This window comes from Paraburkholderia sp. BL17N1 (genome assembly GCF_003634175.1).
GTDB lineage: Bacteria > Pseudomonadota > Gammaproteobacteria > Burkholderiales > Burkholderiaceae > Paraburkholderia.
Window position 1 is genome coordinate 724,348 of record NZ_RBIW01000001.1, and the last position, 19,123, is coordinate 743,470.

General features: G+C 63.9%; 16 protein-coding genes. 12 read left to right on the plus strand and 4 right to left on the minus strand.

Annotation, left to right across the window (positions count from 1 at the left end; all coding sequences use genetic code 11):
- Positions 1-163 precede the first annotated feature (163 nt).
- The 6 genes from B0G82_RS03130 to B0G82_RS03155 all read left to right on the plus strand — a co-directional run bounded on the left by B0G82_RS03130 (position 164) and on the right by B0G82_RS03155 (position 9,220).
- Positions 164-4,354, plus strand: a complete 4,191-nt coding sequence (locus B0G82_RS03130; protein WP_121306620.1) for a YhdP family protein — start codon at positions 164-166, stop codon at positions 4,352-4,354.
- Between the two features lie 129 nt (positions 4,355-4,483).
- Positions 4,484-5,335: a carbon-nitrogen hydrolase family protein gene (locus B0G82_RS03135; protein WP_106284499.1), complete on the plus strand. Its 852-nt coding sequence runs from the start codon at positions 4,484-4,486 to the stop codon at positions 5,333-5,335.
- Between the two features lie 102 nt (positions 5,336-5,437).
- A complete protein-coding gene (gene tldD / locus B0G82_RS03140; protein WP_106284500.1) occupies positions 5,438-6,904 on the plus strand; it encodes a metalloprotease TldD in 1,467 nt (488 codons plus the stop codon).
- 377 nt (positions 6,905-7,281) lie between these two features.
- Positions 7,282-8,355: a 3-deoxy-7-phosphoheptulonate synthase AroG gene (gene aroG / locus B0G82_RS03145; RefSeq protein WP_012431785.1), complete on the plus strand. Its 1,074-nt coding sequence runs from the start codon at positions 7,282-7,284 to the stop codon at positions 8,353-8,355.
- Between the two features lie 191 nt (positions 8,356-8,546).
- Positions 8,547-8,885, plus strand: a complete 339-nt coding sequence (locus B0G82_RS03150; RefSeq protein ID WP_121306621.1) for a type II toxin-antitoxin system RelE/ParE family toxin — start codon at positions 8,547-8,549, stop codon at positions 8,883-8,885.
- Between the two features lie 2 nt (positions 8,886-8,887).
- Positions 8,888-9,220, plus strand: coding sequence for an XRE family transcriptional regulator (locus tag B0G82_RS03155; protein ID WP_116142847.1), 333 nt, complete (start codon positions 8,888-8,890; stop codon positions 9,218-9,220).
- Positions 9,221-9,295: 75 nt separating this feature from the next.
- Here the strand turns inward: B0G82_RS03155 and B0G82_RS03160 are convergent, their stop codons facing one another.
- Entirely contained in the window at positions 9,296-9,850 is a 555-nt protein-coding gene (locus B0G82_RS03160; protein WP_121306622.1) for a cob(I)yrinic acid a,c-diamide adenosyltransferase, read from the minus strand.
- A 213-nt stretch (positions 9,851-10,063) separates the two neighbouring features.
- Here B0G82_RS03160 and B0G82_RS03165 point away from each other — a divergent pair, with 213 nt between their 5' ends.
- From B0G82_RS03165 to proC, 6 genes are all read left to right on the plus strand, one after another.
- Entirely contained in the window at positions 10,064-11,479 is a 1,416-nt protein-coding gene (locus B0G82_RS03165; RefSeq protein ID WP_121306623.1) for an FAD-linked oxidase C-terminal domain-containing protein, read from the plus strand.
- A 71-nt stretch (positions 11,480-11,550) separates the two neighbouring features.
- Positions 11,551-13,044 (plus strand): FAD-linked oxidase C-terminal domain-containing protein, encoded by a 1,494-nt coding sequence (locus B0G82_RS03170; protein WP_121306624.1) that lies wholly within the window; start codon positions 11,551-11,553, stop codon positions 13,042-13,044.
- 150 nt (positions 13,045-13,194) lie between these two features.
- Positions 13,195-14,283, plus strand: a complete 1,089-nt coding sequence (gene glcE, locus B0G82_RS03175; RefSeq protein ID WP_121306625.1) for a glycolate oxidase subunit GlcE — start codon at positions 13,195-13,197, stop codon at positions 14,281-14,283.
- A gap of 8 nt (positions 14,284-14,291) precedes the next feature.
- The gene (gene glcF / locus B0G82_RS03180; RefSeq protein WP_121306626.1) at positions 14,292-15,518 is read left to right on the plus strand and encodes a glycolate oxidase subunit GlcF; all 1,227 of its coding nucleotides are present in this window, start codon (positions 14,292-14,294) and stop codon (positions 15,516-15,518) included.
- Between the two features lie 37 nt (positions 15,519-15,555).
- Entirely contained in the window at positions 15,556-16,254 is a 699-nt protein-coding gene (locus B0G82_RS03185; RefSeq protein WP_121306627.1) for a YggS family pyridoxal phosphate-dependent enzyme, read from the plus strand.
- 63 nt (positions 16,255-16,317) lie between these two features.
- Positions 16,318-17,133, plus strand: coding sequence for a pyrroline-5-carboxylate reductase (gene proC / locus B0G82_RS03190; RefSeq protein ID WP_121306628.1), 816 nt, complete (start codon positions 16,318-16,320; stop codon positions 17,131-17,133).
- A gap of 87 nt (positions 17,134-17,220) precedes the next feature.
- Here proC and ubiA read toward each other — a convergent pair whose 3' ends face one another.
- From ubiA to B0G82_RS39975, 3 genes are all read right to left on the minus strand, one after another.
- Complete coding sequence (ubiA, locus tag B0G82_RS03195) at positions 17,221-18,084, minus strand: 4-hydroxybenzoate octaprenyltransferase (RefSeq protein WP_106284509.1); 864 nt, start codon at positions 18,082-18,084, stop codon at positions 17,221-17,223.
- A 207-nt stretch (positions 18,085-18,291) separates the two neighbouring features.
- Complete coding sequence (locus tag B0G82_RS03200; RefSeq protein ID WP_106284510.1) at positions 18,292-18,789, minus strand: Dps family protein; 498 nt, start codon at positions 18,787-18,789, stop codon at positions 18,292-18,294.
- A gap of 153 nt (positions 18,790-18,942) precedes the next feature.
- Positions 18,943-19,101 carry a hypothetical protein gene (locus tag B0G82_RS39975; protein ID WP_199730049.1) on the minus strand — a complete coding sequence of 53 codons (159 nt, stop codon included), beginning with the start codon at positions 19,099-19,101 and terminating at the stop codon, positions 18,943-18,945.
- Positions 19,102-19,123: the final 22 nt, after the last annotated feature.

Below are 19,123 nucleotides of genomic sequence, written 5' to 3' on the forward strand. Positions count from 1 at the left end.
GTGGTTCAATTCGCAGTAGTACACGGTTGCGGTGGTCGCGGCCACCTCTTGCAAGTCGCAAGACGGCATGCAGACAGGGTTTGCAGGAGGTCCGCCTACGCTTTCCCGTGTGTTACATTTCGTCGTTAATTCGCAAAACTACCATACGCCCACCCGCCGCAGCATGTCCGAGCGAAACGAATCCGCCGACCCGCACGAAACCGTGCAGGTCCGGCCTGTGAGCGGAAGCGACCACGTCGTGCTGCGTCGGATCCTGCACGTGGTTCTCGTGCTCGCGCTCGTCCTGTACTTCATTGCGATGGGTCTGTTGCTCGGCTTGCGCTATGTGGTGCTGCCGCGCGTGGACTCATTCCGGCCGCGCATCGAAGCGACCGTTTCCGAAAAGCTGCGTACGCAATTCACCATCGGCAAGCTCGCGCCCCACTGGAGCGGCTTCCAGCCGGGCCTCGACGTCACCGACCTGGTAATCCGCGATCACGAAGGCAAAGCCGCGCTGACGATCCCGCACGCCACCGCCACGCTCTCGTGGCGGTCGCTCTGGCAGTTTCATCCCGCGCTCTCCAGTCTGATTGTCGATCAGCCGGACGTGCTGGTGTCGCGCAGCAGCGACGGCGTGCTCTCGGTGGCGGGCGTGCCGGTGCCGACTCGTCACAGCGGCAACGATACGTTATCCACCTGGCTGCTGCGTCAGCAGGCGATCGTAGTGCGCGGCGGCGCGCTGCGCTGGCGCGATGCGCAACACGACGCGCCGGAACTGGCGCTGCGCGACATCCGCATCGCGATCCTCAACGACGGCTACGATCACCGGCTCGCGCTGCAGGCACCTGCCGACGGCCAGGTCCTGCACGGCCCGCTCGATTTCCGCACGCGCTTCAAACACGCGCCGCTCTCCGCGATCGGCAAGCCGATCAACTGGACCGGCCAGGTGTACGTGTCGACTGGCCCGGTCGATCTGCCGACGCTCGCGCGCTACGTCAATTTCCCGATCGAGACGTTTGCCGGCCGTATCGACAACGCCATCTGGATCGACTTCGCCGACGGCCGCATGACGTCGGCGGGCGGCCAACTTGCCGGCACCGACGTCGCCCTGCGAGTGCGTCCGACCCAGCCGAAGCTGCTGGTGCCCGTTGCCAATTTTTCGTGGCGTCTCGAAGCCGACCAGGGTGACTACAAACTGCAACTGACCGATCTGCGTGCCGAACTCGGCCAGCCGCCGCTCGACGACGGCACGCCGCTCACCCGCACGCTTGCGTTCGCCACGCTCAATGGGCGCTACCGGACCGCCTCGCAGCAGCACGGGCAACTCGTCAGCGTGAGCGGCGACCGCGTCGACCTGGGCATCCTCGCCGAATTCAGCCGCGCGTTGCCGCTGCCGCGACGCCAGCTGAACAATCTCGTGCGTTTCAGTCCGCGCGGTCTGGTCGCCAACTATGTGATCGAAGTCGAGCGCGGCAAGCCGGAATCCGGCGAAGCAGGCAGCGACCGTCACCCGAGCGGCGCCGAACCGATCGAGCATTATCGTTTCAAGGGCGATCTACAGGGCATCAGCGTCGCCGCTCAGGAACCGCCGCCGGGGCTGACGCCGCGGAACCACCCGCGCGCAGGCATTCCCGGCATCGAGAATCTGTGGGGCAAGGTGGATGCCGACGAGACCCGCGGCACCGCTCTGCTCGACACCTCCAATGTGGCCATCACCCTGCCTGGCGTGTTCGACGATCCGCGGTTGAAGCTCGACCATCTGCATGGCCGCGCCGACTGGACCATCACGCCGAAGAAGCCGGGCGAAAACCGCCCGGCCTTCACCGTGGAGCTGGCCGATTTCGGCGTCTCGAACGCCGACGTCGCGGCCACCGCCTCCGCAAACTACAGCAATCCCGGCCACGGACGCGGCTCGCTCGATCTGAAAGCCGACTTCCAGCGCGCGCAGGTGACACGTATCGTCCGCTATCTGCCCACCAGCATTAGCGAGAAGCTGCGCATCTATCTCGGCCACGGCTTGCAGGCCGGTATATCGCACGGCGCGACCATCGAGATTCACGGCGATCTGACCAAGTTCCCTTACTCGCGCGATCCGGACGCCGGGCTGTTCCATATCGTTGCGCCGTTCAAGGGCGGCAAGTTCGATCCGACGCCCTTCCCGCCGCGCAAGATGAGGAATGGCACGCCGAACGTGTGGCCGGCGCTCGACGGCATCGACGGCGTGTTCGAGCTCAAGCAGAACGTGCTGCGCTTCGACATCGACCGGGCGCATTACAAGCAGGTCGCGCTGATGGGCGTCAGCGGCAGGATCGACGATCTCGGCACCAGAGCGTCGAGCCTCGTCATCAAGGGCGATGCCCACGGCCCGCTCGCCGACATGCTCGACTATGTGAATGCCAGTTCGCTCGGCATCATGGCGAAGCATGAAACCGAAAAGGTGCGCGCCGAAGGGCCGGCGTCTCTGGCGCTGCAGCTCACGGTGCCGCGCACGCCGAAGCCGCACGTTGCCGTGGAGGGCGCGGTCGGCTTTCAGAACAACCGCTTGAGCGTCGACAATGCGCCGCCGCTGTCGCAACTCAAGGGGAAGGTGCATTTCACCGAGCACACGGCACAGGTGGACCGGCTCTCCGGGCAATTCCTCGGCGGCGACTTGCATGCGAACGGCGGCTTGAAGCAGGACGGCACCTATGCGCTCGACCTGGGCGGCCATATCGCCGTCGACGCGGCGCGCGGCCTCAACCTGCATGGCCCGGCCGCGCAGGTGCTGACGCGCATGAGCGGCAGCGCGCCTTATGCGCTCAACGTGCGCGGCGCCAAAGGACGGCTGCCCGAAGTGAGAGCGAACTCCGATCTGACCGGCCTCGCGCTCGACTTCCCCGCGCCGTTCAACAAGCCGGTCGGCACGCCAATGCCGCTGCGTTTCGCCGTCAGCCCGTCCGCCACGCCGGGCGAAGCGGGACTGCAGCGCGCCGATCTCACCTTCGGCCCGGTCGCCGCTACCTATCTGCTGCGTTATCAGCCGAAAACCGCGCCGACAGTCGTGCGCGGCGCGGTCGGCGTCAACAAACCGGCCGACTTGCCGTCCGAAGGCGTGATCGCCGCCGTCGATCTGGACACATTCGATGCGGACGCCTGGCGCGCGCTGATCGCACAGATGCGCAGTAAAGAAGCGCCCGCTCCCGCTGCGGCGACGCCGGTCGCGCCGAACCCGACCGTCACACAATTCCTGCCGAGCCGGTTCGCGCTGCACGTCGGCACACTGACGCTGCTTAAGCGCCACTGGGACAGTGTGATCGTCGGCGCGTCGCATGCGGACCGCACGTGGCAGGCGAACATCGCTTCGAACCAGGTGTCGGGCCACGTGTCGTGGCTGCCGGGCGCGACGAAAGAATCGCCGGGCACGCTGCAGGCGCGCTTCGCCCGCCTGGTGATTCCGTCGGCCACCGACAAGGACCTGCTCGGCCAGGCGATCTCGGCGCCGGCGCAGAACATGCCGTCTATCGATCTGGTGGTCAACGAGTTGATCGTGCGCGACCGCAACATCGGCCGCCTCGAAGTCGACGCGCACAACTTCGACGAAGACGGCGTGCCGGTCTGGCAACTCGACAAGCTCGACATCACGAACTCCGCCGCGACGCTCACCGCCACCGCGAACTGGCGTACTTCGACCGAACTCGGCAACAGCGCCGGTGAAGCCACGCCGCGCCGCACCGTGTTCGATTTCAAGCTCGACATCAAGGACGCCGGCGCGTTGCTCGAGCGCTTCGGTCAACCGCGCACGCTCAAGGCAGGCGCCGGCTCGCTGTCGGGCAAGGTGGTGTGGCAAGGCGGCCCGACCAGGATCGACTATCCGACCTTCAACGGAAATCTGGCCGTCGATCTGCGCCACGGTCAGATTCTCAAGGTCGATCCAGGCGTCGCCAAGCTGCTGGGCGTGCTCAGCCTGCAAAGCCTCGCTCGCTTCGCGACGCTGAATTTCCACGACGTGATCGGCGAAGGCTTGCCGTTCGAGCATGTCACCGGCACCGCGCAGATTCGCAACGGCATTGGCCGCACCGAGAACTTCGAGTTGGTGACCGCGCCGGCGCGCGCCGAGATGAAAGGCTCGGTCGATCTCGCTCAGGAGACCCAGGATCTGCGCGTGCATGTCGTACCGACCATCAGCGCCGGCGCCGGCGTAATCGCGGCGGCGGTCATCAATCCGCTGCTCGGGCTGGGCGCGCTGGTGGCCGATGTTGCCTTTAGCCAGACCGTCTCGCATGCGTTCGCGCGCGACTACGCCATCACCGGTTCGTGGTCGAAACCGCACGTTGAGCGGGTGAAGGGCGATCGCGGTAAGATGGACGCTCCGGCTTCGACCGTGGAGGCGAACTGAGCCTGTATCCGGCCCTTTGTTTGGTTGGACGGGCGCCGTGGCGCGCCGGCGGCCCTAGCCAGCCTTGAACGACGTATGCGGCGTCAGCGGTTCGCGCCGCCGTCTTGCCGGGAGTTTTTCGAAACGCTCATGAGCGAAACACACGTCTCTTCAACCGTCTCCAGCGGTTCTCTGGAAAGCGCTTTCCGTGTCGCGGCGCTGCAAATGGTGAGCACACCGGATCGCGAGCGCAATCTGGCCGAAGCCGGGCGCCTCATCGCCGAAGCCGCCGCCGACGGTGCGCAACTCGTCCTGCTGCCTGAATACTTCTGCTTCATGGGCTTCAAGGACACGGACAAGCTGGCCGTGCGCGAGCCCTATCAGGACGGTCCCATCCAGCGCTTTCTCGCCGACGCCGCGCGCCGCCACCAGGTCTGGGTGATCGGCGGCACGCTGCCGTTGATGTCGCCCGAAGCCTCGCGCGTGCTGAACACCACGCTGGTGTTCGACCCGCAGGGCAACGAGGCCGCGCGTTACGACAAGATCCATCTGTTCAACTTCGAAAAGGGCGAGGAGTCGTTCGACGAGGCGCGCACCATCTGCCCCGGCGGCGAGGTTCGCACCTTCGAGGCGCCGTTCGGCCGCGTCGGTCTGTCGGTCTGCTACGATCTGCGCTTTCCGGAGCTGTACCGGCGCATGGGCGACTGCGCGCTGATCGTGGTGCCGTCGGCGTTCACTTACACCACCGGCCGCGCGCATTGGGAGATGCTGCTGCGCGCCCGCGCGGTCGAAAACCAGTGTTACGTGCTGGCCGCGGCGCAAGGCGGCAAACATGAAAATGGCCGCCGCACGTGGGGTCATAGCATGCTGATCGACCCTTGGGGCGAAATCGTCGCGGTGCGCGACGAGGGCGCAGGCGTGGTCGCCGGCAATCTCGAGCGTGCGCGGATCGACGAAGTGCGACAGAGTTTGCCAGCCTGGCGTCATCGCGTGCTCAGTTGATCCAACCTTTCGCGTGACATTGAAACTGCGGCGCCCCCGACTCATATAGTGTGTGACAGAGGCGCTAACCGAATCCTTCGTATCGAGCAGAACATACTTCGCATGAACATCATCGAACCCGGTATCCGTAATCTCGCCACCGCCAAGGACATCCTCCTGACGCCCTACGGTCTCGACGAAGCCCTGCTCACCCGCACGCTCGCCGAAATCTTCACGCACAAGATCGATTACGCGGACCTGTACTTCCAGTACACGCGCAGTGAAGCGTGGAGTCTCGAAGAAGGCATTGTGAAATCCGGCAGCTTCAGCATCGACCAGGGCGTCGGTGTGCGCGCCGTGTCGGGCGACCGCACGGCTTTCGCCTATTCGGACGACCTGTCGCCCGAAGCGATCCGCCAGGCGGCCATCGCCACGCGCGCGATCGGCAAGGCCGGTGGCGGCAAGCAGAAGATCAAGGTGGCGTCGTCGCTGACCGGCATTGCGGGACGCGATCTGTACCTGCCGGCCGATCCGCTGCATTCGCTCGACGCAACCGCGAAGGTCAAACTGCTCGAGCGCATCGAAAAGATGGCGCGCGGCCGCGATCCGCGCATCCAGCAAGTCATGGCCGGCCTCGCCGGTGAATACGACGTGGTGCTGGTCGCGCGCAGCGACGGCGGCTTCGCGGCCGATATTCGTCCGCTGGTGCGCGTGTCGGTCACCGTGATCGCCGAACAGAACGGCCGCCGCGAAATCGGCAGCGGCGGCGGCGGTGGCCGCTTCGACTACGGCTATTTCACCGACGACATCCTGTCTGGCTATGTGGACGACGCAGTCCATGCGGCGCTGGTGAACCTCGACGCTCGGCCGGCTCCGGCTGGCGCGATGACCGTCGTGCTTGGACCGGGCTGGCCCGGCGTGCTGCTGCATGAGGCGATCGGCCACGGTCTGGAAGGCGACTTCAACCGCAAGGGTTCGTCGGCATTCGCGGGGCGCATCGGCGAGCAGGTCGCGGCCAAGGGCGTCACCGTGGTGGATGACGGCACGCTGCCGAATCGCCGCGGCTCGCTCAATATCGACGACGAAGGCAATCCGACCCAGTGCACCACGCTGATCGAAGACGGCATCCTGAAGGGCTACATCCAGGACACGCTGAACGCGCGTCTGATGAAGATGCCGGTCACAGGCAATGCTCGCCGTGAGTCCTACGCGGCGTTGCCGATGCCGCGTATGACCAATACGTACATGCTGAACGGCGACAAGGATCCGCAGGAAATCCTCGCCTCCGTGAAGAACGGTCTGTATGCGGTGAACTTCGGCGGCGGCCAGGTCGACATCACCAACGGCAAGTTCGTGTTCTCGGCCTCCGAGGCGTACATGATCGAAAACGGCAAGGTCACGTACCCGGTGAAGGGCGCGACGCTGATCGGCAGCGGCCCGGAGTCGCTGAAATACGTGACCATGATCGGCAACGACATGAAGCTCGATTCGGGCGTCGGCGTGTGCGGCAAGGAAGGCCAAAGCGTGCCGGTGGGCGTCGGCCAACCTACGCTGCGCATTGAGAAGATGACCGTGGGCGGTACCGCCTGAATTCGCAGCTAACGCATACTTCGTGCACACATCGCGCGAAGTATGCGGATTTTCCGCATTTTTGCACCCCGCAGCTTGCAAGCGCCGCCTGCCCGGGTTATAAAGTCACTCACCCTTTTTGACCTGCGACCTCATTCGTCATGTCCGCCAAGTTTTATTTTTACTTTTTTTGGCATCTCAGACCGCTGGCGGATCGAGAGGGGTGTTAGTGCACGCAGGACACCGAGAATTCCCGAAAAACCGCCAGCCAGCCTGGCGGTTTTTTTTCGCCTCATGCCTTTGAAACTTTAATTTGATGATCGTCCGCTCTGGCATTGCTGCTTCATCGCAAACCTGATTGCCCGCGCGACCACGCTACGAACCGATTGGAGAACAAGATGCCCCCGCACAACACCGACGATGTCCGCATCCGCGAATTGAAAGAACTCACGCCGCCGGCTCACCTGATCCGTGAATTCGCTTGCGACGAAACGGTGTCCGATGTGATCTACAACTCGCGCACCGCGATGCATCGCATTCTGCATGGCATGGAAGACCGGCTGATCGTGATCATCGGGCCATGCTCGATCCACGACACGAAAGCGGCGATGGAATACGCGGGGCGTCTGATCGAACAGCGCAAGCGCTTCGCCGGCGAACTCGAAATCGTGATGCGCGTGTACTTCGAAAAGCCGCGCACTACCGTGGGCTGGAAAGGTCTCATCAACGACCCGCACATGGACAACAGTTTCAAGATCAACGACGGCCTGCGCACCGCGCGCGAGCTGCTGCTGCGCATCAACGAACTCGGCCTGCCGGCCGGCACCGAATACCTCGACATGATCAGCCCGCAGTACATTGCCGATCTGATCTCGTGGGGTGCGATCGGCGCGCGCACCACCGAATCGCAAGTGCATCGCGAACTGGCTTCGGGCCTGTCGTGCCCGGTCGGCTTCAAGAACGGCACGGACGGCAATGTGAAGATCGCCGTCGACGCAATCAAGGCCGCTTCGCAGCCGCACCATTTCCTGTCGGTCACCAAGGGCGGCCACTCGGCGATCGTCTCGACCGCGGGCAATGAGGATTGCCACATCATTCTGCGTGGCGGCAAGACGCCGAACTACGACGCGGACAGCGTCAACGCCGCGTGCGCTGACATCGGCAAGGCAGGACTTGCCGCGCGTCTGATGATCGACGCGAGCCACGCGAACAGCTCGAAGAAGCACGAGAACCAGATTCCGGTGTGCGCGGATATCGGCCGCCAGATTGCTTCGGGTGACGAACGGATTGTCGGCGTGATGGTGGAATCGCATCTGGTGGCGGGCCGCCAGGATCTGCAGGAAGGCTGCGCGCTGACGTACGGCCAGAGCATCACCGACGCGTGCATCGGCTGGGACGAAAGCGTTGCCGTACTCGAAGGCCTCGCCGACGCAGTCAAGCAACGCCGTGTGGCACGCGGCAGCGGCAACTAAAAGCCCGCGTTGATTGCAGCAGTGGATACACCGGAAAACCCGGCTCGATGGATGAGCCGGGTTTTTTGTTAGCCGAACGGACGAATGGTGCTCCTTTAACCGCCTCTGTACCGTAACAACTCATGGCCGGGTCGAATACGACTTGACCGGGGTGAATGTTACGTATAAGATTTTGTACATGAAAGGCGGCTATGGAGCAGGAAAAAGAAGTTCGCTGGCTAGGCTCCAGCTATCACGATTTACTCACCTTTCCCGAAGAGATGCGCCGTCAAGCCGGGTTCCAACTCGGCAAGATTCAGGCAGGCCTCGACCCAGACGACTGGAAACCGTTTGACTCGATCGGCCCAGGAACGCGCGAGATTCGCCTCAGGGAAGCAGACGGTATTTTTCGCGTCATGTACGTGACCAAGTTTGTGGAAGCGCTATACGTGCTGCATTGCTTCCAGAAGAAGACGCAAAAGCTGGGTCCGCACGACAGGAAGATCGCCGAAACGCGGTATCGCGCCATCATTAACGATAGGAAAACTTAACAATGACGATCGACACCAAAATTCGTCACGTCACCAAGCCGGGCGCCAATCTGTTCCTCGAACTCGGCTTTTCCGCTGAAGAGGCAAAGCGCCTGCACGCCGCGTCGCAAAAGCAGATCAACGACACGCGGCTGCTCAAGGAACAGCTCATGACAGAACTGTCCACGTGGATTGAGCAGCATCATCTGAAGCAGGCCGAGGCGGCTGAGATTCTGATGGTGTCGCGCCCGCGCGTGTCCGACGTGGTCAACAAGAAGACGACCAAGTTCACCATCGACACGCTGGTGGAAATGATGAGCCGGATTGGCAAGCCGGTCACGCTGGCGGTCGGCTAACGTGTCGGGCTCGTCATGCGCGTGACGCTGCATGCGTCATCGCGCGGTCATACGTGTATTGCCACGGGCAGGTCTTTAGCCAGCGTTGCGCTCGTGTTGCCAAAGCACGTCGGTGCCGCCGTCCGCACGATTGAGTACGCGCGCGAGCACGAACAGCAGATCGGAAAGCCGGTTCACATACTGACGCGGCGCGGCGTCGATGGTCTCGTGCTCACCCAACGCAACAATCGCCCGTTCGGCACGGCGGCATACGGTGCGGCACACATGCGCGAGCGAGGCCGCGCGCGAGCCGCCGGGCAGAATGAACTCCTTCAGCGGCGGCAGAGCTGCGTTGTAGTCGGCAAGCCAGTCGTCGAGTTGGGCGAGGTGCCGGTCGGTGATCATCGTGTGGCCAGGAATGCACAGTTCGCCGCCAAGGTCGAATAGATCATGCTGGATCGCTAAGAGCGCCGCCCGCACGTTGTCCGGCAAGCTTTCACACAGCAGCACGCCGAGGTTCGAGTTGAGTTCGTCCACGTCGCCGATCGCGGCAATCCGCGCGCTGTCTTTGCGCACACGGCTGCCGTCGCCGAGACCGGTGGTGCCGTCGTCGCCCGTGCGGGTCGCGATCTTGCTCAAACGGTTGCCCATGCTTTCTCCCATGCATTCAGTGACGATGCGCTACGCAATCCGCCATGGTCCGAAGCAGCCTATCGAAGCACCGCGTTTATCCATATTGCGCGCATCATGAAGTCGCCGCCATTATAGAAGCGCGGGCCGGCTGCAGCGCCGGCCCGCGGGCGATCGGCGTAAAATGAAACACATGCTGCAAACCAGCACCGCCCCAAATATTAGGAGACATGCGTGAATCATCCCGTGCCGCCGGCCCCGCTGCGCCGACCGTTTCCCGCCGAGTTGCTGAACGCGCTCAAAGCCGTCTTTGCCGATCGCGTGTCCGTATCCGAAGCCGTGCGTACCCATCATGGCCGCGACGAATCGCCGTTCGACCCGCAACTGCCAGACGCCGTCGTCTTCGCGCGTACAACCGAAGACGTGCAAACCGTCGTCAAACTGTGCGGCCAGTACAACGTACCGATCATCCCTTACGGCAACGGTTCGTCGCTCGAAGGGCATCTGCTTGCCGTGCAAGGCGGCGTCTCGATCGATCTGTCGGAAATGAACCGGGTGTTGTCGATCAACGCCGAAGACCTGACCGTCACGGTCGAGCCCGGCATCTCGCGCAAGCAGTTGAACGAAGCTTTGCGCGACACGGGCCTGTTCTTCCCGATCGACCCGGGCGCGGACGCGAGCATCGGCGGCATGTCGGCCACGCGTGCCTCGGGCACCAACGCGGTACGCTACGGCACGATGCGCGAGAACGTGCTCGGGCTGACCGTGGTGCTGGCCGACGGCCGCGTGATCAAAACCGGTACGCGTGCTCGCAAATCGTCCGCGGGTTACGACCTCACGCGCATGTTCGTCGGCTCGGAAGGCACGCTCGGCGTGATCACGGAAATCACCGTGCGCCTGTATCCGCAACCCGAAGCGGTGTCGGCGGCGGTGTGCGCGTTCGCGTCCATGGGCGCCGCGGTGCGCGCGGTGATTGAAACGATCCAGATGGGTGTACCGGTTGCGCGCGTCGAGTTCGTCGATTCGCTCGCCATCCGTTCGATCAATCGCCACTCGAATCTCACGTTGCGTGAAGCGCCCACGCTGTTCTTCGAATTCCATGGCACCGAGGCCGGCGTGAAAGAGCAAGCGGAACTGGTCCAGGAAATCGCCGCGCAGAATGCCGGCGAAGGCTTCGAATGGGCGACCCGTCCGGAAGATCGCAGCCGTCTGTGGAACGCGCGCCACAACGCCTATTTCGCCATGCTGCAACTGAAGCCCGGCTGCCGCGCGGTCACCACCGACGTCTGCGTGCCGATCTCGCGCCTCGCGGAATGCGTGGAGGAAACGGAACAGGATCTGAAAGCGTCGCCGCTGCCCTGCCCCATCGTCGGCCATGTGGGCGACGGCAACTTCCACGTCGCGATCCTGATCGATCCCAACAAGCCGGAAGAACTCGTCGAGGCCGAACGTCTGAACCATCGTATCGTGCAGCGTGCGCTGCGCATGGACGGCACCTGCACGGGCGAGCATGGCGTCGGCCTGCACAAGATGGGCTTCCTGCTCGAAGAGCACGGCGAAGTCGCGGTCGATACCATGCGCTCCATCAAGCACGCACTCGATCCGCGCAATCTGATGAACCCGGGCAAGATCTTCGCTTGGGCAGCATGACGCGTAGTCCGGCGCGGCGACGCTAGAAGGCCAGCCGCGTTGGACTTGAAGGGCACGAGGAGACAAGTCACATGAACGCACCCGCTGAACTGACGGCCGAAGTACTCGCCGAGCGCCAGCGCGAAGTCGTGCAGGCGTTGATGGCTGTACTGCCGACCCATTGTCTGCTGTTTCGCGAAGAGGACACCGTCGCCTATGAATGCGACGGCCTCGCTGCTTACCGGCGTCTGCCGCTTGCGGTCGCGTTGCCGGAGACGGAATCGCAGGTGCAGCGCATCGTGCAGATCTGCCACCGTCTCGACGTGCCGATCGTGCCGCGCGGCGCGGGCACGGGGCTGTCCGGCGGCGCCATGCCGATCCGTCACGGCGTGGTGGTATCGCTCGCGCGCTTTCGCAAGATCATCGAAGTCGATTCCTACGCGCGGACCGCCACGGTGCAACCGGGTGTGCGCAATCTGTCGATCTCCGAGGCCGCCGCACCTTACGGTTTGTATTACGCGCCGGACCCGTCGTCGCAAATCGCCTGCACGATCGGCGGCAATGTCTCCGAAAATTCCGGCGGTGTTCACTGCCTCAAATACGGTCTCACGGTGCATAACGTGTTGCGCGTGCGCGCCGTCACCATGGAAGGTGACATCGTCGAATTCGGCTCGCTCGGCCCCGACGCGCCCGGTCTCGATCTGCTGGCCGTGCTGATCGGCAGCGAAGGCATGTTTGCGATCGTCACCGAAGTCACGGTCAAGCTGATCCCGAAGCCGCAAACAGCGCAGGTCATCATGGCCAGTTTCGACGACGTCGTGAAAGGCGGCGACGCGGTCGCCGGCATCATTGCGGCGGGCATCATCCCTGCCGGTCTGGAGATGATGGACAAGCCGGCCACGCGCGCCGTCGAGGAATTTGTCCACGCGGGCTACGATCTCGACGCGGCGGCGATCCTGCTGTGCGAATCGGACGGCACGCCCGAAGAAGTCGCGGATGAAATCGTGCGCATGACCGCTGTGCTGCGTGAACAGGGCGCCACCCGCATCCAGATTTCCCGCTCGGAGAACGAACGGCTGCGCTTCTGGTCGGGGCGCAAGAACGCATTCCCGGCCGCCGGCCGCATTTCACCCGACTATTACTGCATGGACGGCACCGTGCCGCGCCGCAGTATCGGGCCGCTGCTGGCGCGCATCGAGGCGATGGAGAAGACCTACAACCTGCGCTGCATTAACGTCTTCCACGCGGGAGACGGCAACATGCATCCGCTGATCCTGTTCAACGGCAACGACCTGGACGAGTGGCACCGGGCAGAAGCGTTCGGTTCCGACATCCTCGAGGCGTGCGTCGAACTGGGCGGCACAGTGACCGGCGAGCACGGTGTGGGTATCGAGAAGATCAATTCGATGTGCGTGCAGTTTTCGCCGGAAGAGCGGGATACCTTCCACGCGGTCAAGCGAGCCTTCGACGCGCCCGGCCTGCTCAACCCCGACAAAGGTATTCCCACGCGAGCGCGTTGCGCCGAGTACGGCAAGATGCATGTGCGTGGCGGCTTGCTGCCGCATCCTGAGCTGCCGCGGTTCTAACGCAGTACAGTTCCGCCCACGCATCGCGCATAAGCCGCGTGGGCGCCGTTTTTCCTGCTCTCACCCTGATTACCCGATGCGGGTCCGCTCCTGGTTGCCAGCCAGCCCCTGCCCGGTACAATCAAACGAAACACAACGAAGCAGGACACCATGGAAGAGGACGACATCGTCGCCGTGTGGTCGGAGCGTGTGCGTTCGGCCAGCGCCGAGGGGCGCGCGTTGCGCATCCGTGGCGGCGGCACCAAAGACTGGTACGGTCAGACGCTGGAAGGTGACATCCTCGACACGCGCGCTTATCGCGGCATCATTGCGTACGATCCGGCGGAGCTGGTGATCACCGCGCGCGCGGGCACGCCCCTGCTGGAGATCGAGGCCGCGCTCGCCGAGCATCATCAGATGCTCGCCTTCGAACCGCCGCACTTCGGGGCGCAGGCCACCTTCGGCGGCTGCATCGCGGCGGGCATCGCCGGTCCGCGCCGCCCGTCGGCCGGCGCCGCGCGCGACTTCGTGCTCGGCGCCGTGATCATGAACGGTCAGGGCCAGAAGCTGCATTTCGGCGGCCAGGTGGTGAAGAATGTCGCCGGCTATGACGTCTCACGCCTGATGGCCGGCTCGCTCGGCACGCTGGGATTGATCCTCGAACTGTCGATCAAGGTGCTGCCGCTGCCGCAGGCGGAAGCCACGCTCAAATTCGACATGAACGGCACCGACGCAGTCCGTAAGCTCAACGAATGGGGCGGCCGGCCGCTGCCGATTACCGCGAGCGCGTGGCGTCATGGCACGCTGGTCTTGCGCCTTGCCGGCGCAGAGGCCGCGGTCAAGTCGGCGAAAATGGCGCTCGGCGGCGAGGTGGTCGATGCCGTCGAAGCCGAACGCTTCTGGGCCGGCCTGCGCGAACAGACCGACTCGTTCTTCGCCGCCATCCCGCCGCGGGCCGCGCTGTGGCGCCTTGCGCTGCCTTCAATTACGGAGCCGCTGCAATTGCCCGGTGCGCAACTCATGGAATGGGGCGGCGGCCAGCGCTGGTGGATCACCGACACCGACGCGCAAACCGTGCGCATCAGCGCCAAACAGGCCGGCGGCCACGCCACGATCTTCCGCACCGGCCATGGCTACGATCGCGGCGCGGGCGTGTTCACCCCGCTTCCCGCGCCGCTGATGAAAATCCATCGCGGCCTGAAAACCGCTTTCGACCCGGCCCGCATCTTCAATCGCGGCCGTCTCTACCCCGACTTCTGAGCGACGCGATGCAAACCAACCTCGCGGACTTCATTCGCAACACGCCCGATGGCGACGAAGCCGACGGCATCCTGCGCAATTGCGTGCATTGCGGTTTCTGCACGGCCACCTGTCCGACCTATCAGATACTCGGCGACGAACTCGACGGCCCACGCGGACGCATCTATCTGATCAAGCAGATGGTCGAAGGCGCGCCGGTCACGCGCAGCACGCAAGTCCATCTCGACCGCTGCCTGACCTGCCGCAATTGCGAATCGACCTGCCCATCCGGCGTGCAATATGGCCGGCTGGTGGAAATCGGCCGCAAGCTCACTGAAGAGAAAGTCACGCGCCCGCTCGGTCAACGGCTGGTGCGCCGGATGCTCGCGAGCTTTGTGCCGAACAGCGCGCTGTTCACGCCGACCATGCGGATCGGCCAGCATTTTCGTCCGCTGCTGCCCAAGAAGCTGCGCGACAAGGTGCCCGCGCGGCAGCGTCCGCTCGAATGGCCGACGGCGAAACATCCGCGCAAGATGCTGATGCTGGCGGGTTGCGTGCAGCCGTCGATGATGCCGAACGTGAACATCGCCACCGCGCGCGTATTCGACGCGCTCGGCGTGGAAACGCTGATCGCGCCGGATGCCGGCTGCTGCGGCGCGATCCGTCTGCATCTGGGGTACAACGACGACGCGCTCGACGACCTGCGCGCCAACATCGACGCATGGTGGCCCTACGTCGAACAGGGCGTGGAAGCGATCGTGATGAACGCGTCCGGCTGCGGCGCGACGGTCAAGGAATACGCGCACCTGTTGCGGCACGATCCGGCGTATGCGGAAAAGGCCCGCCGCGTGGTGGAACTGACGCGCGACGTCGCGGAAATCCTGCCGGAGTTCGAAGAAGCATTGGTCTCGGTCACGCGCCGCCGCTCGGTTCATACGGTGGCGTTTCATCCGCCCTGCACGTTGCAGCATGGCCAGCAGATTCGCGGCAAGGTCGAGCATTTGCTGACCGCACTGGGCGTCGAGGTGCGTCTGCCCGCCGACAGTCACGTGTGCTGCGGCTCGGCCGGCACCTACTCGCTGACGCAGCCCAAGCTCTCGTACGCGCTGCGCGATCAGAAGCTCGATCGGCTGCAGGCGCAGGAGCCGCAGGTGATCGTGTCGGCGAACGTCGGCTGCATTGCGCATCTGCAAAGCGGCACGTCGACGCCGGTCGCGCATTGGATCGAACTGGTCGAGCACATGCTGTCCGTATAATCGGGTAATCGACTTTCGCTGGACTTCCAGTTCCGACATGCCCGATCTGATTCACAACCTCGAGGCGGTGCAGCAGCGCATCGCCATGGCCGCCCACGTGGCCGGACGCGATACGCGTTCGGTCCATCTGCTCGCGGTCTCCAAGACTTTCCCCGCCGAAGACGTGCGCGCCGCCTACGCGGCAGGCCAGCGTGCCTTCGGTGAAAACTACGTGCAGGAAGCGCTCACCAAGATCGAGACGCTCGCCGATCTGCGCGCCACGCTCGAATGGCATTTCATTGGTCCATTGCAATCGAACAAGACCCGGCCGGTGGCCGAGCAGTTCGATTGGGTGCATTCGGTGGATCGGTTGAAGATCGCGCAGCGGCTCTCGGAGCAGCGGCCGGACAATCTGCCGCCGCTCAACGTCTGCCTGCAGGTCAACATCAGCGGCGAGGCGTCGAAGAGCGGTGTGAGCATTCCCGAGGCGGTGGAAGTCGCGCAGGCGATCGCCGCGCTGCCGAGGCTGAATTTGCGCGGCCTGATGGCGATTCCCGAGCCGGCCGGCGGCATCGACGAACAGCGTGTGCCGCATCGGCATTTGCGCGAACTGTTCGAGCGTCTGTGCAACGACGGTCTCGAACTCGACACGCTGTCCATGGGCATGTCGAGCGATCTCGAGGCTGCCGTGCTGGAAGGCGCGACGATCGTGCGCGTCGGCACCGCCATCTTCGGCGCGCGAGATTACTCTAACTGACCTTATCGGGCCTGTCGGGCTCCTAAGGCTCTTCACGGCACTTGGCACATCATTCGGAACATCATGAAAATTGCTTTTATCGGCGGTGGCAACATGGCCGCTGCGTTGATCGGCGGCCTCATCAAGCGTGGCGTCGCGCCCGCTGACCTCTACGCAATCGACCCCAACGAAGACGCGCGCAAGCGCAATGAGCAGCAATTCGGCATCAAGACCGGCGCCGCCGCGGATGCCGCGCTCGGCGCGTACGACGCCGTCGTGCTGGCGGTGAAACCGCAGATCCTCAAGAGCGTCGCCGAGGCAGTGGCGCCGCATCTGCATGCGTCGCAACTGGCCGTGAGCATCGTCGCCGGCATTCGCATGGACGACATGTCGCGCTGGCTGAACGGGCACCACCGTATCGTGCGTGTCATGCCGAATACGCCGGCGCTAATCGGCATGGGCGTGACGGGGCTGGTCGCGACCGGCAGCGTCGACGAAGCGGGCCGCGCGCTCGCGTCGCAAGTGCTAGGCGCGGTCGGCGAAACCGTCTGGTTCGACGACGAAGCGAAGATCGACGCCGTCACCGCGATCTCGGGGAGCGGGCCGGCCTACGTGTTCTATTTCATCGAGGCGTTGCAGGAAGCCGCGCGCCAACTCGGCATGGATGAAGCGCAAGGCCGCGCGCTGGCGGTGGCGACCTTCACCGGCGCGGCGCAACTGGCGGCGAATTCTGACGAGCCGCCGAGTGTGTTGCGCGAACGTGTGACGTCCAAAGGCGGGACGACGGCGGCGGCGCTGGCGTCGTTCGAGGCGAGCGGCGTTAAGGATGCGATCGTGCGCGGTGCACTTGCCGCGGATGCCCGCGCGAAGGAAATGGGCGACGAGTTCGGCAAGCAGTGAGGGTGTTCGGCGGCGCCACAATTCGAGCCAGAGGTGGCGCCTGCTGAATAGCAGCGCAGAACCGGCCTCGACGCCACGCGAAAAAACTTAAAACGAGCCCGCCGCGTAATGCGCGGCGATGCCGACAAACAGCGCGCCGCCCAACCAGTTGTTATGCCGGAACGCGGCAAAGCACGCCATCCGTTCGCGATTGCGAATCAGCGTGTAGTGATAGATCGCGCAGCCGGCGGCCGCCGCCCATCCGAGCCAGTACAGCACGCCGAAGCCGAGCAGCACGCCGATCCAGACGTAAATCCCCAGCGTCGCGGCATAGCAGAGCATGATCGCGGCCACGTCGAAGCGGCCGAACGTCAGCGCCGACGTGCGGATGCCGATCTTGATGTCGTCGTCGCGGTCGACCATCGCGTATTCGGTGTCGTACGCCACCGACCAGAACACATTGGCCAGCAGCATCACCCACGCGAGCAGTGGCACGTGGCCCTGAATCGCGGCGAACGCCATCGGAATGCCGAAGCCGAACGCGATCCCTAAATACGCCTGCGGAATCGCAAAAAACCGCTTGGTGAACGGATACGAACCGGCGACGAAAAGCGCCGCCACGGACAACTCTTTGGTCAACGTATTGAGCGGCAGTATCAACAGAAACGCCAGCAACGACAGCGCGGCCGCCAGCGCCACCGCTTCCCATGCCTTGATCTTGCCCGACGTGATCGGCCGATTCTCCGTGCGCTTCACGTAGCGATCGAAGTCGCGATCCGCGTAGTCGTTGATCGCGCAACCCGCCGAGCGCATCAGCACCGTGCCCACCGTGAAAATCACCAGCAGCGGCCACGTGGGATGACCGTCGGAAGCAATCCACAGCGCGTTGAGCGTCGGCCACAGCAGCAGCAGGCTGCCGATCGGCTTGTCCATGCGCACGAGGCGCAGATACAGGGGAAGTCGGGCGAACATGGGCGGATTCTGTGAAAGTGCGAAGACGGTGCGGCTATTTTACGGGATGCGGACGGCGCGCCGCTTTCGGGCTGTCAAGGCGAATAAAGCCGACGACGCTGAAAAAAAACAAAGCCTCCCGCGCAGGGAGGCTTTGTTGGAGTCGCATTCAACTTTAACTTCAACTTCAACGCCGGCGCCGAAACGAGGCGCCTTGCGCGCAGATACTTAAGCCAGCATGGAGCGCAGCATCCACGCGGTCTTTTCGTGCGTTTGCATGCGTTGCGTCAGCAGGTCGGCCGTCGGTTCGTCGTTGGCGGCTTCCGTCGACGGGAAAATTGCGCGCGCGGTACGCACGACAGCTTCCTGACCTTCCACCAGCTGGCGGATCATTTCTTCCGCGGCCGGCACGCCGTCCGCTTCCGGAATCGACGACAGCTTGGCGAATTCCTTGTAGCTGCCCGGCGCATGCACACCCAGCGCGCGAATCCGTTCGGCGATCGAATCGACCGCCAACGCCAGTTCGTTGTATTGCGTTTCGAACATGAGGTGCAGCGTGTTGAACATCGGACCCGTCACGTTCCAGTGGAAGTTATGGGTCTTCAAATACAGCGTGTAGGTGTCGGCGAGCAGGCGCGACAGACCTTCTGCAATCTTCTTGCGATCTTTGTCGCTGATCCCGATATTGACGTGCTGTACGGCTGCTGTGGCTTCTTTTTTGGCCATGATGACTCCTTTGAAGAGTGATACGAACCGGTCGGCAAAGTGACGGTCTGCGGATAGCAAACTCGACAGCTCGAACGCTCGACAGTTTAGCCTGGAAAGCTGCTGCGTTCGTATGACGCGTGGCCACTTGCCGCATCACGGCGGCGGCTTCGATCAGCCGCCGAGCGCGTGTTGCAGCGCCTGCGCGACGATCACGGCCACTCCGCTCGCGAAGATCGCAAAGCCTACCGCCCTGCGCGCGACCCATGCATGCCGTTGCGCGCTGTTTGCGGCTGACGTGCCGCCTGACATGCTCGTCATCATCTGCATCATGATCGTGCTCCTTCGGTTCGTA

Coding starts and splice junctions, on each gene's coding strand:
- B0G82_RS03150 (WP_121306621.1), top strand. CDS start 8,547: ATGGAGCAGGAAAAAGAAGTTCGCTGGCTAGGCTCCAGCTATCACGAT.
- tldD (WP_106284500.1), top strand. CDS start 5,438: ATGAACATCATCGAACCCGGTATCCGTAATCTCGCCACCGCCAAGGAC.
- ubiA (WP_106284509.1), bottom strand. CDS start 18,084: ATGTTCGCCCGACTTCCCCTGTATCTGCGCCTCGTGCGCATGGACAAG.
- B0G82_RS03155 (WP_116142847.1), top strand. CDS start 8,888: ATGACGATCGACACCAAAATTCGTCACGTCACCAAGCCGGGCGCCAAT.
- B0G82_RS03130 (WP_121306620.1), top strand. CDS start 164: ATGTCCGAGCGAAACGAATCCGCCGACCCGCACGAAACCGTGCAGGTC.
- B0G82_RS03200 (WP_106284510.1), bottom strand. CDS start 18,789: ATGGCCAAAAAAGAAGCCACAGCAGCCGTACAGCACGTCAATATCGGG.
- B0G82_RS03185 (WP_121306627.1), top strand. CDS start 15,556: ATGCCCGATCTGATTCACAACCTCGAGGCGGTGCAGCAGCGCATCGCC.
- B0G82_RS03170 (WP_121306624.1), top strand. CDS start 11,551: ATGAACGCACCCGCTGAACTGACGGCCGAAGTACTCGCCGAGCGCCAG.
- B0G82_RS03160 (WP_121306622.1), bottom strand. CDS start 9,850: ATGGGCAACCGTTTGAGCAAGATCGCGACCCGCACGGGCGACGACGGC.
- proC (WP_121306628.1), top strand. CDS start 16,318: ATGAAAATTGCTTTTATCGGCGGTGGCAACATGGCCGCTGCGTTGATC.
- glcF (WP_121306626.1), top strand. CDS start 14,292: ATGCAAACCAACCTCGCGGACTTCATTCGCAACACGCCCGATGGCGAC.
- aroG (WP_012431785.1), top strand. CDS start 7,282: ATGCCCCCGCACAACACCGACGATGTCCGCATCCGCGAATTGAAAGAA.
- B0G82_RS39975 (WP_199730049.1), bottom strand. CDS start 19,101: ATGATGCAGATGATGACGAGCATGTCAGGCGGCACGTCAGCCGCAAAC.
- glcE (WP_121306625.1), top strand. CDS start 13,195: ATGGAAGAGGACGACATCGTCGCCGTGTGGTCGGAGCGTGTGCGTTCG.
- B0G82_RS03135 (WP_106284499.1), top strand. CDS start 4,484: ATGAGCGAAACACACGTCTCTTCAACCGTCTCCAGCGGTTCTCTGGAA.